This window comes from Fusobacteriaceae bacterium, from assembly GCA_031272775.1.
Taxonomy (GTDB): domain Bacteria; phylum Fusobacteriota; class Fusobacteriia; order Fusobacteriales; family Fusobacteriaceae; genus JAISST01.
The window spans coordinates 14642-27490 of sequence record JAISTB010000009.1 but is presented as its reverse complement, the minus strand read 5'-3'; the positions used below and the strand labels follow the sequence as shown (position 1 = coordinate 27490).

18 protein-coding genes are annotated in these 12849 nt (G+C 48.9%); all 18 read right to left on the bottom strand.

What is annotated here, in order from left to right; translation table 11 throughout:
* Positions 1 to 5 precede the first annotated feature (5 nt).
* Entirely contained in the window at positions 6 to 293 is a 288-nt protein-coding gene (locus LBQ97_02610; GenBank protein ID MDR1831610.1) for a hypothetical protein, read from the bottom strand.
* Between the two features lie 15 nt (positions 294 to 308).
* The gene (locus LBQ97_02605; GenBank protein MDR1831609.1) at positions 309 to 923 is read right to left on the bottom strand and encodes a hypothetical protein; all 615 of its coding nucleotides are present in this window, start codon (positions 921 to 923) and stop codon (positions 309 to 311) included.
* The gene (locus tag LBQ97_02600) at positions 924 to 1475 is read right to left on the bottom strand and encodes a hypothetical protein (GenBank protein MDR1831608.1); all 552 of its coding nucleotides are present in this window, start codon (positions 1473 to 1475) and stop codon (positions 924 to 926) included.
* Positions 1476 to 1485: 10 nt separating this feature from the next.
* Entirely contained in the window at positions 1486 to 1848 is a 363-nt protein-coding gene (locus tag LBQ97_02595) for a hypothetical protein (protein MDR1831607.1), read from the bottom strand.
* Positions 1845 to 2201 (bottom strand): hypothetical protein, encoded by a 357-nt coding sequence (locus LBQ97_02590; protein MDR1831606.1) that lies wholly within the window; start codon positions 2199 to 2201, stop codon positions 1845 to 1847. Before LBQ97_02590 ends, LBQ97_02595 begins: the two co-directional genes overlap by 4 nt.
* A gap of 11 nt (positions 2202 to 2212) precedes the next feature.
* Positions 2213 to 3247, bottom strand: a complete 1035-nt coding sequence (locus LBQ97_02585; protein ID MDR1831605.1) for a major capsid protein — start codon at positions 3245 to 3247, stop codon at positions 2213 to 2215.
* Between the two features lie 12 nt (positions 3248 to 3259).
* A complete protein-coding gene (locus tag LBQ97_02580) occupies positions 3260 to 3574 on the bottom strand; it encodes a hypothetical protein (GenBank protein ID MDR1831604.1) in 315 nt (104 codons plus the stop codon).
* Between the two features lie 31 nt (positions 3575 to 3605).
* Positions 3606 to 4685 (bottom strand): Clp protease ClpP, encoded by a 1080-nt coding sequence (locus LBQ97_02575; GenBank protein MDR1831603.1) that lies wholly within the window; start codon positions 4683 to 4685, stop codon positions 3606 to 3608.
* Positions 4645 to 6228, bottom strand: a complete 1584-nt coding sequence (locus tag LBQ97_02570; protein MDR1831602.1) for a phage portal protein — start codon at positions 6226 to 6228, stop codon at positions 4645 to 4647. Before LBQ97_02570 ends, LBQ97_02575 begins: the two co-directional genes overlap by 41 nt.
* A 9-nt stretch (positions 6229 to 6237) precedes the next feature.
* Positions 6238 to 6639, bottom strand: a complete 402-nt coding sequence (locus LBQ97_02565) for a DUF6148 family protein (protein ID MDR1831601.1) — start codon at positions 6637 to 6639, stop codon at positions 6238 to 6240.
* A gap of 11 nt (positions 6640 to 6650) precedes the next feature.
* The gene (locus LBQ97_02560; GenBank protein MDR1831600.1) at positions 6651 to 8504 is read right to left on the bottom strand and encodes a phage terminase large subunit family protein; all 1854 of its coding nucleotides are present in this window, start codon (positions 8502 to 8504) and stop codon (positions 6651 to 6653) included.
* Between the two features lie 96 nt (positions 8505 to 8600).
* Entirely contained in the window at positions 8601 to 8960 is a 360-nt protein-coding gene (locus tag LBQ97_02555; GenBank protein MDR1831599.1) for a DNA adenine methylase, read from the bottom strand.
* The gene (locus tag LBQ97_02550; protein ID MDR1831598.1) at positions 8945 to 9298 is read right to left on the bottom strand and encodes a hypothetical protein; all 354 of its coding nucleotides are present in this window, start codon (positions 9296 to 9298) and stop codon (positions 8945 to 8947) included. The genes LBQ97_02555 and LBQ97_02550 overlap by 16 nt, the downstream gene beginning before the upstream one ends.
* Positions 9285 to 9917, bottom strand: a complete 633-nt coding sequence (locus LBQ97_02545) for a DNA cytosine methyltransferase (protein MDR1831597.1) — start codon at positions 9915 to 9917, stop codon at positions 9285 to 9287. Before LBQ97_02545 ends, LBQ97_02550 begins: the two co-directional genes overlap by 14 nt.
* A 116-nt stretch (positions 9918 to 10033) precedes the next feature.
* Positions 10034 to 10255 carry a hypothetical protein gene (locus LBQ97_02540; GenBank protein ID MDR1831596.1) on the bottom strand — a complete coding sequence of 74 codons (222 nt, stop codon included), beginning with the start codon at positions 10253 to 10255 and terminating at the stop codon, positions 10034 to 10036.
* 8 nt (positions 10256 to 10263) lie between these two features.
* A complete protein-coding gene (locus tag LBQ97_02535) occupies positions 10264 to 10854 on the bottom strand; it encodes a hypothetical protein (GenBank protein MDR1831595.1) in 591 nt (196 codons plus the stop codon).
* 119 nt (positions 10855 to 10973) lie between these two features.
* On the bottom strand, positions 10974 to 11483 hold the full coding sequence (locus tag LBQ97_02530; GenBank protein MDR1831594.1) for a hypothetical protein: 510 nt from the start codon (positions 11481 to 11483) through the stop codon (positions 10974 to 10976).
* A gap of 152 nt (positions 11484 to 11635) precedes the next feature.
* Positions 11636 to 12664 carry a hypothetical protein gene (locus LBQ97_02525; GenBank protein ID MDR1831593.1) on the bottom strand — a complete coding sequence of 343 codons (1029 nt, stop codon included), beginning with the start codon at positions 12662 to 12664 and terminating at the stop codon, positions 11636 to 11638.
* Positions 12665 to 12849 lie beyond the last annotated feature (185 nt).

The following is a 12849-nucleotide window of genomic DNA, read 5'->3' as shown; positions in this document are numbered from 1 at the left end:
CCTTTTTATACGATTTTCCGGGGAGTGAAAAGCTCCCCCTTTTCTTTTGTGTATTCGTCAAGCGTTCGGAAATGTGCGGCCGCTTCAGGCTCTTTCCCGATGATCAGATCATAATGCTCTTTTTTGATGACCGAAAAAGGCTGGATCGGAATATCCGCAAATTGTCCTTGCTTTTTTTCGATATAGATGTATCGCGTTTCTTTTTTCTTCGTTTCCGCTTTCGCAACGTCTTTGGCTGCGGCCGTGGTCTCCACGACCGGATCCGGCGTCACTGAGCTGGTTTTGTTTGCCATTTTCCCTCCTTGTGTTTACAGATTGAAATCCCTGGCCATGATTGTTCCCATCGGCTGCTGCGGCAGGGTGACCGGGATCATGATGTCATAGCCCCAGTATGGGCCGATGGTCGCGTGGCTGTTCCACAGGCCGCTCATGTTTTCGGCGTCTACCCAGTACAGATCATGCACGAAATTCGTGTCATAATAATCCAGGATAAGGTTGACCGCTTCCATAAGCAGGTAATACCCGACGGGGTTTGCTTTGTCGATAACGATCATAACTTGGAACATCACGGTCTTTTCCGGCTTGTTTTTGATCGTTTGCGGTCTGATCAAGATATACGGGACCTTTTTCTCGTAAAAATCATCGGTGACGTCAAATCCCGCCTCTTTCGCGGCGATCTTTTCCTGACCGGACATTTGCCAGTGCCATCCGTGCAAATAGTTGAAAACGACGGGAATTTCAGTTTCCACCCCGTTTTCTGTGACGATGTCGACTAATCCGGCCATCAACTCTGCAATGTCATCCATGATGGCGTTTTCCGCTTCCTGTATGGCCTTTGCCCGGAGCGATACCGGCAGCGGGACTCTTTGGAGTTCCCCCTCTTCGTCGATGAACATAAATTCGTTGTCGTTTACCCTTGCCATTTACACCTCCGCGAGTCTGCGTTCAAGCTCCGCAAAAAAGATCTTTTCGATCTCGTCCAGCTGCGCCTGTGACAGCGGCCGGGTCATGCCGTAAACGGATATGGTCCGGAACGCCGTGATGTCACGTGGATGATTTGCGCTCCTATTGCGTTTGTACAGCCCCGGCGTTCGGCCGCCGGAATTTTTATAGAAGGCCCAGAACATGGTCGCCATCGTATGCCGCCCGCTGGCTTTGTTGATGACAGCGGAAAGCCGGGACGTGCTCCGTCCCGGCTTTTTCATACTCATATCAAATTTTTCGACCGCGCTTTTTTTTGTGGCGGCAAGCAGTGATCCTTCGGACCCGCTGACCTTTTCCGTAATGCCTTGATTGATGACGCCGGATTCAGCTGTATACAGGTCCCCGATCGTTTCCCGTTCCATTTGTCCGGCGACCCGTATCGCGTGCCGGATGCTTCTTTTCAGGACATCGTCGGCCAACTTTCTGGACAGACTTGCCAACTTTTTTAGTTTGGCGACCTGATCGTCCTGGAGTTTGACTGATATATACATGGTCGCCCCCCTATTCCGTGAATCCGGCAATGTCGATCACGAGAAAGGCGTCAAATATCTTGTGCAGGCTGATAATTTCGAATTTTTCGCCGTCGACGTCGATCTCTTCTCCGACTTTTATCGGTACGCCCTTGGGATAATCATTGGCCTTGATCCAGACGCGTTTGCCGTTTTTCGTGATTCCCGTATCCTTTTTGTCTTTCTTGTAGATGTCATGGCCGGAAAAATTACGGTCTGACGTGATGTTATTGACGATCGCCGTCATCCGGATCCTGTTGATCACGTGCCGGACTGCGAATTCACGAAACCAGTTCATCTTTGCGTCTTTTACGGCCATATTCCTTGCGGCCGATGAGGGGCGACCGGGCATCATTTCTTATGTCCCTTTCCGCTTGTCGTGGTCACGCCGGGAATGACCGGCGTGGCATTCTGATTTTCATCTTTTTTTACTTCGCCCGCCGGAGGCGCTTCTTCGTCCGACTTATCCCCGCCCGCGTCTCCCATATCTGATCCATTTTCCCTCGCGCTGCCGGATCTGGCGTCTTCTTTGCCCGTGTCGTCGGTTTCTTCGTCTTCGTCGTCTTCTTTTACGTCTTTGACTTTTTCGGCGAGGTTGCGCTTGATCAGGTCCTTTGCGATTTTGTCGCTGACTTCAAAGGGCGCGCCTTTTTCATGCAGGACGTTGTCATCGGTTCTGATTGCATATTTTCTCGAAATAATTTTCATTTATTTCCTCCTTAGTCGGTCACTTTTACGCAAGCCCATCCCTTGCCGTCGTCCGGAATGATAAGGGGCGCGCTATGCAGCTGGAGTTCATTGTCTTCGGTACTATCCGTCGTCCATTTCCGCACGACTTCCTTGACGGGGAACAGGACAGATTCGTCCGCTTTGCGGTCGGGTTTGAGCGCCAGCGCCCCGTAATGGCAGGTAAATGATCCTTTTTTCAAATAGACGACTGTCCCGGCGGGGAGCAGATTGTCATCCTGCTGCGCGTCCGGCAGTTGTGTCCATTCGGCATAGCTGTATACTTGGAGATTCAGGCTCGGGATATACATGATCAGATCTCCGCCATCAGTCCCGCGCGCGGTCTGATCAAGGACGATGGACGCGTTGTGATAAGATGCCAGCGTTTCTTTTATGCTGTCATTCTGTCTCAGCAGAGCGGCCACGTCCGGGGAAACGATCACCGTGTCGATAACTATCCCGGTTTCTTTCTGGATGTCGAGCTTTTTTTGTTCCATCTGGCCGATGATGTCGGCGGCGGCCGATGACCACAAATTTCCCCCGGTCAGGATTTCCTGCGCCCACGTGCTGTCGTAGGTGATTCCCGTTTCGCCGTCGGCCATGGGATAGATCCCGGTGGTCAGCAGTTGAGACAGCGCCCAGAGCTTTGTCCGGAAGGCCACCTCTTTAAGAAATATCAGTTCATCCGCCAATTCTTTCTTGGCCGCCGTTGTCTGGTCGTCGTAAGGCGTTGTTCCGAATTTCTGCTCAAACATGGCCTCGGCCATGTTCACAACTTTGATCTTGATCGCAGGCGGCGCGTATTCATCCACCCGGAAAGAATCTTTCAGGATATTCCGGACGGGATCCTGGCGTCCCACAAAGGCAGTGCGGATCCGTTTGGCCCCCTTGTTGTGGATTTCGAATTTGACTGTTGTGTGCGTCTGTTCGCGACCGATGGCGGTCGTATACAGGAAAGCCGCGGGGGATTTTACTTGTTCGATCGCCGTGGTAAGCGATTTTGTGCTGAAAACTGTTCTTGTAGGCATCTTTTTCCTCCTTTATTCGAAATAGATCTGAAATCCACGCGCGACATCGACGACATCCGCCGCCTCAACAGATCCGAAATTTACTTCCGACGTCGTAAACTGTCCGCTCAAATAAACGAGCAGTTTGGTGTTTTGCGCGTCCACGACCTTGTCCTCGGCGGCCACGGCATAAAAATTACTCGCTGTCGCAAGCGCCCCCACGATCCCGCCGGTTTTTTGAAGCGCGTCACCTCGGGAATATGTCCCGTTAGCCACGGGAATTCTGACTTTATACTGCGGGATAATAAGCCCCGCGATGAGATTGTCCGGTGTATGTACTACGCTCATTTGATTCCTCCTTTATTTTTATGCGATGTTTTTACATGTTGGCAAAATTGACCACATCTTTCAGGATGTCATCGGCCTGTTGCTTCTTGTTGGTGTCTTCCTTGCTGTTGTCCACGTCTTCTTTGTTGTACGCGTTTTTCTTTTCTTCGAATTTTTCGGCGATTCCCATCGCTTGATCTTTGGGCTTGTCAAACGCGGCAGGCGCGGACGTCACTTTATCCAAAATCTCCATGGCAATAGATTCAGCGTTTTGGATTTTGTCATATTTTGCCGACGCGATGATGGCCAGCGCCTCGGCGTTCTGTGTTTTTCCGGCCAGTTTATCCAACGCGGCCATCCGGTTCCGCTCCCCGGTTGCGCCTTCGTTGACGATTTCGGCGTATACATCAGGGAATTGATTTTTAAGTTCTTCTTTGTTCATAGCCTTCTTTTCCTCCTTGTGTTTGGTTTTTGGGGCTTCATGCGATTCTATGGTTGATGATTCGGCGATATTTTTGAATTGTTTCGGCGCTTTGAAATAATTGAAAAACCCTGGAAAGACCTCGGCCTTGATTTCCGGCGGAGTCGGCGCGGATTTTTCGATGTTTGTAATGAATCCTTTTTCAAGCGCCACGGGGGGCGTCATCCATGTTTCGTTTGTCATGAGGATCGCCACATCTTCTTTTGTGATCGTGTCTTTGACCTTGGTCATATACGCTGTGACGATGTTGTCCTTGATAAGCGCGAGGACGTTGGCGGTTTTCTGCATGTCTTCTTCGGTGCCCGACGCCATTGCTGTCGGGTCGTGGATCATGAAGTCAGAGACCTCGTCCATGATGATTTCGTCTCCGGCCATGGCGATAACCGTCGCGATAGACGCGCAAATTCCCTCGATTTTTACAGTCTTGTGCCCTTTGAGCCGTCGCAGTTGATTATAAATCGCTATTCCGTCAAAGACATTTCCGCCCGGACTGTTCAATCTGACAAGGATATTCTTCGCCTTTTCGTTTTTCTCAATTTCTTTAAGAAACGATTCGGCCGTGATGTTTTCTCCCCACCAGCTTTCGCCAATGCTGCCGTAAATGATTATTTCAAGCGTCTCCCCCTTCATCTGTGTTCGTAATGTTCCCATTCTGTTTTTTCACCTCCCGCATTTTTCTGATTTGCTTTTCTTCTTTTTCCAGCTGCCGGAAGTTTTCCTCGATGTCTGAGCCGTTGAGCGCCCTGGCTTCCCGCGCGCGTGTTGATAGCCCGCTATTGATTCTGAGGAGCGCCGCTTCCACTTCCTTTTTTGGGTCCAGCTGCGACATGGCCGTCCCGTAGAATTCCGCCTCGCTGTACGCGCTGCGGTTGATCGGGTTCGTGTAGTCGCATTTTATATCAATAAACCCTTTTGCAGCGGCTTCGTCGAGGTGCATTTGATAGACCGGCACACACAGATTGTCGATCAGGTTGGCGCGACAGGCGAGGATGTATTTCCAGAATTCGAGGACCGCGCCCCGGCTGGCGCTGTAGCTTGCGTCAAATTTTGCCATCAGGATTTCATGCGGGATCCCCAGCGCGGATCCGATCATCTTGCAGAGCGCCGTGAAAAACGCTTCGAAATTCTGACTCGGTCGTTTCGGATCGGCCAGGTTGATGTTCTGACCTGGTTCCAGCCGCACGATTGATCCGGACCCGATTTTCATGTTGACTTCCGGGTCACCGTGATGAGGTCCTTTCTTTGGCATTTTTGGAACGCCCCCGAGGTTGAGCGGGGATTCGGCGTCTTTGTCAGTCGTGATGAACACCGTGAACATGGACGCGATGACCGTCGCCATGAGTTCGGCGTTGGTATATTTCGTGAGCTGCGTCAGGATTTCCAGAACCGGTGCAAGAAGCGGCACACCCATTCTCTGATTGGGCCGTTCTTTGGTCATGAGGACGATTAGCTGCCGATCTCCGTCTGTTGTATAGGTCGAAATTCGCTCCGTTTCGTATGACAGATCCGTTTTCCGGAAATAGTATGCGACCGGTTCGCCGTCTTCGTTGTACTCGACGCCGTTTTTTATCCGACCGTCCGGCGTGTCTCCTTTCGGTGACAATAGTCGCCCCGCGTCCAGAAATTTCAGTTTCATCTCGAAAAATTCTTTTTTCCGTTTTTTATACTTGATTTTGATGAAACAGGTCCCGTCGATGAGCATGGTTTGAAAGGCCAGCGCTTGGATTTGATAGAAATTACTTTGCCGTGTCACGTCGCATTCGGGAGATCCTGCCCACAGGTTCCAGCTTGTCTGGATTTCGTTCTGAAGCTGTTCCAGCTCTTTTTCGGATAGTTTCAGGATCCTGTTATTAGGACACGGTTTCGGCCTGAGTCCCGTATGGACGACGCTGTTTGTGAGCTTCGTGATCGCGCCGCGGGCGATACTGTTCCCGTAAAAGTTCCGGCGCGACCGTGCGATCAATGTCGGAATATTTTCGGTAATGTCTTCATCATGGGAGTAGATGTTATCGTCTACACCGGCAAATGCGTTTTTCCTTTGGCTGGCCCCTTCGTGCGTGTAGTTTTCGAATCTCTGGATCACTTCTTGCATAATTTCCGCCCGGCGCTTCTCCGTTTCGGCATTGATCCGTTTCGTTTCAGCCCGGATACGCGTCGCCGCCCATCCTGAAAATATCTGATTTACAATCCCCATTTGTCCTCCTTAATCGTCAAAATTGACGCCGCGATATACCATAACGCCTTTACGTTCGCCGGTTTCAAGCCGCGTTTTTTCCGTTTCCCAGTAATTGAGGAGCGCCTTGATATCCGGTAATGACGCCCTTGTCAGCTTCATTCCTTCCATTTCGTATTCTTTCCCCGCGAGGACCGTTTCCATGGCCTCATGGCACAGATAGATCATCCGTCGGCAACGATCCAATGTGACCGGCTGACGGATGGCCGCGTCCAGTTGCGTGCGATAAGTGTCAAGCAGTCCCTGTAGCGCTGGAACGTCTGCGGCTTCTTTCTTTTCGCCTCGAATATAGGCGCTTCCGAATGCTGCGATTTCTTCCAGCGCGATTTCCAGTTCCCCGATCCGCTCTTCGTATTCCCGGATGTCTATCATGATTCCCTCCGTTATTCAGCGATTCCGTTGTCGATGATCGCCGACCGCTGCGGCGCGTCATATCCGATATATCCATATTGAGACAGCTCTTTTTGTTGTGCCCTGGTCAGTTCCGCGATTTTCTTGACGTTTATGCCGTTGATATACAGCGGTACAGTCCCATAGTTTCGGCAGTCCAGTGGTTCGTTTCGTTTATAATGCTGTTCCCATTTTACTTTCCCGCCATCGTCGACCTTGTGCTCGGACATGAGTCCTTTGCAGTAGGCTTCGTCATATCCGCGGCCGTTGTTTTTCGGAAAATGCAGGTATCCCTCGGACCCTTCCGGGATGTCTATCATGCTGTATAGCGTATCTTTTAATGTTCCGACGCCGATGGTGTACAGTTTGCAGCTCTTGTCTTTGAGGTCCGTCGCCCCGGCCATAACCGGCGCATGAATGTCGTTGGATCCCTTTGTCGCATATACCCGCTCATTTTTCCGCGCCGCTGCGTAGTCATATACCCGTTGCGAGCTGTAGCCGGTGTCGATGGCCGTCCCGTAAATGAAAAGGCCTTCCCCGTTCCGGAATTTGTATTCTTTCCGGCGGAAAAGGTCCAGTTGTTCCCATATGGTTTTTTCTTCGAGGTTCCCGTACAGCTTCCGGTGTTCGATACCCCAGATTCCTGTCGGTCCCCAGCCGATGACTTCATATTCCATCCAGTCCTTTTGGACATCGACGCCCATGGTGAGCAGGCACACCTCGTCGGGGAGTTCCGCCTCGTATTTTTCTCGGCGCTTGTATACGTCGTTGTAATCGTTTTTCATGATGACATCTTCCCAGAGCTCGGCGATGACGGTGTTGATGAATACTTTGAGATTTTCTTTCTTGTCCAGTTCTTCGGAGTTTTGGATTTTCAGCCATTCTTTGACAATGGAGTCCCATGTCCGGATAGAGCTGGCCAACTGATTGATATAATATCCCAGATGTTCCGCCCGTTCCGGGATCTTGTGCAGCCATCGCCCGGCAGCCTGATTATTTTTTTTCCATGCCGATTCCGGAGCCAACGCCCCGCAGGCTTTGCACTCATATCTGATATCGCCGACCGTGTCGGCCGTCTTGCCTTCCCATTTGACTTGCGGCCATTCCAGTGCTTGATATTCCCCGCAGTGGGGGCACGGGAGCACCCAGATAGCCTGTGAGGACAGCAAATATTGTTTTTCAATGTTGGATTTTCCTTTTTCCGTAGGAGTGCCGGTCGCTATGACCTTTGATTCGCCTTCATAGGTCATGAGTCGTTTCAACAGCAGCGCGAAAGGATCTCCCTCTATGCCTGCAGACCGTTCGATTCGGTCGATTTCGTCCACATAAGCATATTTGCACGATGACATGGCCAGATTTGAGGCGATCTTTGTGCCGATCAGGGACAAAAATCCACCCTTGAATCCCTTGTGCAGGATCGTATCATCCGATGACAAGATCCTTTTCCGGACCTCGTTGACGTCGATGGTCGGCTGGAGCTTTTCTTTTGAAAATTTGACAGCCATCTTTTCCGTCGGCATGGCAAAGATCATCGGGCATGGATCCACGCAGATGTTTCGAAAGATTGAAGCGATGAGAAATGTCGTTTTGGCCATTTGCGCGCCGAACATAAGAGACATTTGGCGAACGGCGCGTTCTTCCAAACGCGCATAGATCTCGGCCATGTACGGCGTCCGATAGACGTCCATTTTTCCTGATTCGCTGGATATAGACGGCAGGTACATGTTCGCCTGCGCCCATTCCAGGACGCCGGTTTTTTCTTCCGTTTCCAGCAATTCCAAACACCCGCGCACGAGATTTATGGTGCGCTGCGGGATCATTCGACTGCCGCCGACTTCGATTTCCATCATTCTCCTATAAATAAAAAATCCGGCTTTTGCCGGTTCGGATTTGTGTAAATTTTATTTTTTAACTCGTTTTGGCTTAGTTTCAGCCTTTTAGCGTTATCTTTCAAGACACAAGGTCATCTGTTTCGCTTCTTGTTTCTTCAGACAAGCCGGATTCGCATACAGGGCCTCACGGCTGTCATGAGCAATGTGACTATATCCTGATCCGTTGGCGACGCTCGTGTATTCCACCCATCCGGCGGCAATATTTTCCCGAATGGCGCGATGCGCGTTTACGACCAGCGCCGAAAAGTCGTTGATGAGTTCCGACCGATGCCCAACCACCGGCGGCCGATTGAGGACCACCGAAGCCGATCCGCAAAAAGGCTCTATATAATTTTGTACATCCCCCAGCAGCGCCCAGATGAGCGGAGCCGCTTTTTCTTTGTTCCCAAAATAAATCATGGGGCTACGCATATATTCTCCTTTTCATATTCTTCAATTCGTCGCCTCAGGCGGCGGATCGTTGACGTTCTCCAGTGTTGGCTCTGTTTAGCCACGTCTTTGATAATGTTTTTCAGGAAGGTTTCGACTTCCTCGGTATCATAAATATCATCAATCTTTTTTTCGCCTTGTTCTGTATTTATAAATACAGCTAATCGCATGGGGTGACTATCTATCAAATTCAAGTTGTCCTGAAATCTTTTCTCTTCTTCTTTTAAAAAATTCAGAGTTTCTCTATATTTTTCAATGTTCTCTCTATTCGCCTTGTCTATCTGGCTTTTCACGTCCTTCGTTTTTTCATCCGCTTTCAAATAGTTTTTTCTGTTCGCGCCGCCCGTTCTCCAGGCAGCAGTCAAGAATATATTTCCCGATTTCAGGATCGCAGATGTTTCGCATAGTTTGTCGAGCCTTTATTGGTTCCATCCGGCCCAGTAGCGGCAGCGCCGATTCCATCTGGAATCGTTTCGCCATTTTGTTTTTCGACCCCTTTTCCATCGAAAATCTATGTTGAAAAGGGAAATCCGGTATTTTGAAGTTACTCCAAAACATATGCCTCCCCAGAATGACCGACGGCGGGATCAACGGTTTATAGTATGGCTTGACGTTTTCTATTACCCAGTTTGTTTTCAGGTGGTGCCTGCAAAAGAAGATGAATCCATACAGGCGCATATCCGGGAGCCTTTTCGAGGCACAGACATAATTCAGCATTGAATGTGACTGACACGGGGGCGATATCCAGATCAAATCGAAATTATGGTAATAGGTCAGAAAATACGTCTCCGCATCAAAAACTTGCAGATTATCCCGAGGATAAAGTTCCCGATAAACATCGGCGAGCTGACTGTCGATTTCGACCGCCGTGATTTCATGTTCATCTCCCCATAGTTTTCTATTCCCGCCGATTCCGGCGTATAGATTCAGTATTCGCATGATTTTCTCTTTAGAAATGTTCGTCTTTCCAGATATCCAAAGGGTTTGTAATCATATGTATGATTCCCTTGTTAAGGGGCTTGCAGGCGTTTAACCTGCCCCGTCTTTGACGGTCCTCAATGGTAGCCCATATCATTTTTGTGCTTGGCGCGTTTAGCCGCGCCGATCAGAATGTTTTCTTTTTGTCTTTCCCATGCTCCGCCGACATCCCGGTCCGGGTGGTACATATTGCACGCGGCATCGTCCTTCCCGATGATGTGTTTATACCTCACACATTGCAGCTTTCCTTCGTTAATTCCGCAAAAACTACACATATGGCAATTCTTTTTTTTGATCATGCTGGCTCCTACAGGTCTTTGATGACTTTTCCCGCGTTCGTTGGCGGCTGATATTTTGCCATTTCATTGAGCGCCGCCGCGAACAGCTCGTCCAGGATATCACCCCATTTTTCTTTTTCCGCTGATTCCAGGGCGATGATGATCTTGCGCTTGGCCGCCATCAAATTCATCTTGAAATTCATGACGACGTTGGACATGATGAGTTCGATATCCTCGGCGGCGTGATATTTGTCTTTCAGGATTTCCTTTTTGATTTCAAGTATTTCTCGTTCTGCCTTCTTTTTACGGTTCCATTCGTCGTCGCTTTGGATGTATTGCTTGATGTTCACGTACAGATCATACTTGTCCTTTTCATTCCTTATCAGGATGTTTTGCGCCGTAAGTTCTCGCACGATCTTGTCTGATACCCCGAGAAGTTCCGCCAGCGTTTTGGCGTTGACCATGGTGCCGGTGTTCCCACGGATGCTTTGCAGATGGCGCTTGACCACTTTCATGAAGTCATATCCTTTTGCGCCTTTGAATTCTTGATACGCTTCCCGAATGTATTGGCCGGACACTTCCAGAAATTCGGCCAGTTCTTTTTCTTTTGCGACGATCATTGTTTCCCGCCTTTATTTCCCCGGTCTTTTTCGCAACCCCGACGGATTTTTCCCAGGAGAATTTTACGTTCGCCGGGCCTCTTTCGCACCCGCGAATGAATATATTTCCCGGCAGTACCTTATGTCTCTCTGTCGAGGTCGGAGAGGTCGATGTCTGTTTCTGTCATTCCGCGCTCCACCTCGGACACCAGCTGCATATACTTTAGGTAGTCGCTTCGCCGCTTCAGCTCTTCCTCTTCGGTCATAGTCATGTTGTACAGCTTTTGCGCGTTCTCGATGGCGACCTTGATGGCGTCGGCTCTGGCCTTGATCCCCATCTCGGTTTTCATGCCTGCGATCACGGGTAAACCTTTAAGTTCTGTGATCAGGTTTTCATGAATCTTTTGCAGATCGGCCAGATGTTTTCTTTGCTCTTTCGCCGTCGTCGTGATTGCTTCGACGGCTTGTTTCGCACGTACCAGCTGCGCGTTCCGCCCCTTGACCGCTCCGACCTTGGACAGGTAGTGCGCGGCCGTGCTATAGTTACAGCCCAATGACCGACAGATATCTATGAGGTTTTCGCCGAACTCGTAACGGATCACGACCGTATTTGAAAGGTTTCTGAAGGATTTATGCTTTTTGTGAGTCATGGGGTCCTCTTGTGGTTTGCCAAAAGTTTGCTAAAAAGTTCACCAGCTTTTCCTATATTGTTAGTTAGGAAAACAGGGGTTTATTTTTTGAAATCGAGTGCCCTTACAATGTAGACAATATCGCGCTTTGAAACTGGTTTTTATTGCTCCCACTAAGTGGTGGCGATGGGTAAAAGAAAATTCATGACGCGGTTCAGCTTTTCGACGTTGTTCAAATGCCCATATTTCCGTATGATTCTTTCTTTTTCCCTTTGCATGTGGGGGGCGTCGTGTTTTTGTACCAGATCAATCAGAAAGCTATAATCAAATATGTTGTATTGATTCAGGTATTTGTACACGTTTCGTCGTTGCGGGCGACCGTTCAGCTTGTAAAATCTGTTGTTTTTCTTGAAATTCAGGTATTCCCGCTCCAGTATCGGCTTGATGTTCTCTTCCAAAAATTGAAAGGCTTTTTGCAGGAAGTCTTTTTTTGCCCGGTCCACAAATAACTTTTCAGGTATTTCCGGGTGCCGTAGAAGATCTTCGAGGGAATTCGTAAGTCCGTACAGATTGACATTATACCTATAGGTGTCATAGCTGAACTGGTATTCCATTCGGGTGACTTCTTTGGGATAGTCGCTTTCTTTGCTTTTGTCGTAGATCAGGAAAGAGCTTTTTTTATTGATCTTGGTGAAATAGGTTTCGTCGGACCGATATTCAGACTCTTTTTCTTTTTTGATAAACCGGCCGATAAATTTCGGCTCCCGGAATTGGAAGATAAAAAGCTGAAAAACCCTTTTGTAACTTTCGAAGTCCACCGGCAAATTCACATTGAATTCGATCTCTTTTATCTTGGCGTCGCTGAAGTCGACATAAACTTCTTTTTTGGCAAGGATTTCCGTCAATATGTCCACGGCTTCTTGGAGATCTGCCGTGGTGGCGTTGCGAACGTTATTCCCTGACAAGATTCTGTTCGGGTTGAACTCGATATGATTGGAGATTATTTCTTCGTAGGTGTCGCCGCAGGATTTCAGTCTATAGGTTGAGACTATGGAAAACAGCTCGTCATTGATGACCGTTTTTTCGATGTAGTCATCTTCATTTTCGGTGCTTTGGATCTTCCATTTTTTTTCGGTTTTCATGTCAAATCCGAATAGCTTGACCTTGTCGATTCCGAACCGAAAAATCTTATCGATCTCCATGGTGTTCACCCTTGTGCAAAAAATAAACAGAACCGGACGACTTGCGCCCGATTCTGCTTATTATAAGTATAGCATATTCGGCGCTGCAAGTCAACTGCAAATTTACTGCAATTTTGCTGCAAAATTACTGCAATTTTACTGCAAAAATTCAGTTGTAAATGTCCTTTATTTCCCGATTTTCAAAA

What these genes read in the sequence shown, in the direction of transcription:
- LBQ97_02610 (MDR1831610.1), bottom strand. Translation starts at nt 293, where the DNA reads ATGGCAAACAAAACCAGCTCAGTGACGCCGGATCCGGTCGTGGAGACC.
- LBQ97_02605 (MDR1831609.1), bottom strand. Translation starts at nt 923, where the DNA reads ATGGCAAGGGTAAACGACAACGAATTTATGTTCATCGACGAAGAGGGG.
- LBQ97_02600 (MDR1831608.1), bottom strand. Translation starts at nt 1,475, where the DNA reads ATGTATATATCAGTCAAACTCCAGGACGATCAGGTCGCCAAACTAAAA.
- LBQ97_02595 (MDR1831607.1), bottom strand. Translation starts at nt 1,848, where the DNA reads ATGATGCCCGGTCGCCCCTCATCGGCCGCAAGGAATATGGCCGTAAAA.
- LBQ97_02590 (MDR1831606.1), bottom strand. Translation starts at nt 2,201, where the DNA reads ATGAAAATTATTTCGAGAAAATATGCAATCAGAACCGATGACAACGTC.
- LBQ97_02585 (MDR1831605.1), bottom strand. Translation starts at nt 3,247, where the DNA reads ATGCCTACAAGAACAGTTTTCAGCACAAAATCGCTTACCACGGCGATC.
- LBQ97_02580 (MDR1831604.1), bottom strand. Translation starts at nt 3,574, where the DNA reads ATGAGCGTAGTACATACACCGGACAATCTCATCGCGGGGCTTATTATC.
- LBQ97_02575 (MDR1831603.1), bottom strand. Translation starts at nt 4,685, where the DNA reads ATGGGAACATTACGAACACAGATGAAGGGGGAGACGCTTGAAATAATC.
- LBQ97_02570 (MDR1831602.1), bottom strand. Translation starts at nt 6,228, where the DNA reads ATGGGGATTGTAAATCAGATATTTTCAGGATGGGCGGCGACGCGTATC.
- LBQ97_02565 (MDR1831601.1), bottom strand. Translation starts at nt 6,639, where the DNA reads ATGATAGACATCCGGGAATACGAAGAGCGGATCGGGGAACTGGAAATC.
- LBQ97_02560 (MDR1831600.1), bottom strand. Translation starts at nt 8,504, where the DNA reads ATGGAAATCGAAGTCGGCGGCAGTCGAATGATCCCGCAGCGCACCATA.
- LBQ97_02555 (MDR1831599.1), bottom strand. Translation starts at nt 8,960, where the DNA reads ATGCGTAGCCCCATGATTTATTTTGGGAACAAAGAAAAAGCGGCTCCG.
- LBQ97_02545 (MDR1831597.1), bottom strand. Translation starts at nt 9,917, where the DNA reads ATGCGAATACTGAATCTATACGCCGGAATCGGCGGGAATAGAAAACTA.
- LBQ97_02540 (MDR1831596.1), bottom strand. Translation starts at nt 10,255, where the DNA reads ATGATCAAAAAAAAGAATTGCCATATGTGTAGTTTTTGCGGAATTAAC.
- LBQ97_02535 (MDR1831595.1), bottom strand. Translation starts at nt 10,854, where the DNA reads ATGATCGTCGCAAAAGAAAAAGAACTGGCCGAATTTCTGGAAGTGTCC.
- LBQ97_02530 (MDR1831594.1), bottom strand. Translation starts at nt 11,483, where the DNA reads ATGACTCACAAAAAGCATAAATCCTTCAGAAACCTTTCAAATACGGTC.
- LBQ97_02525 (MDR1831593.1), bottom strand. Translation starts at nt 12,664, where the DNA reads ATGGAGATCGATAAGATTTTTCGGTTCGGAATCGACAAGGTCAAGCTA.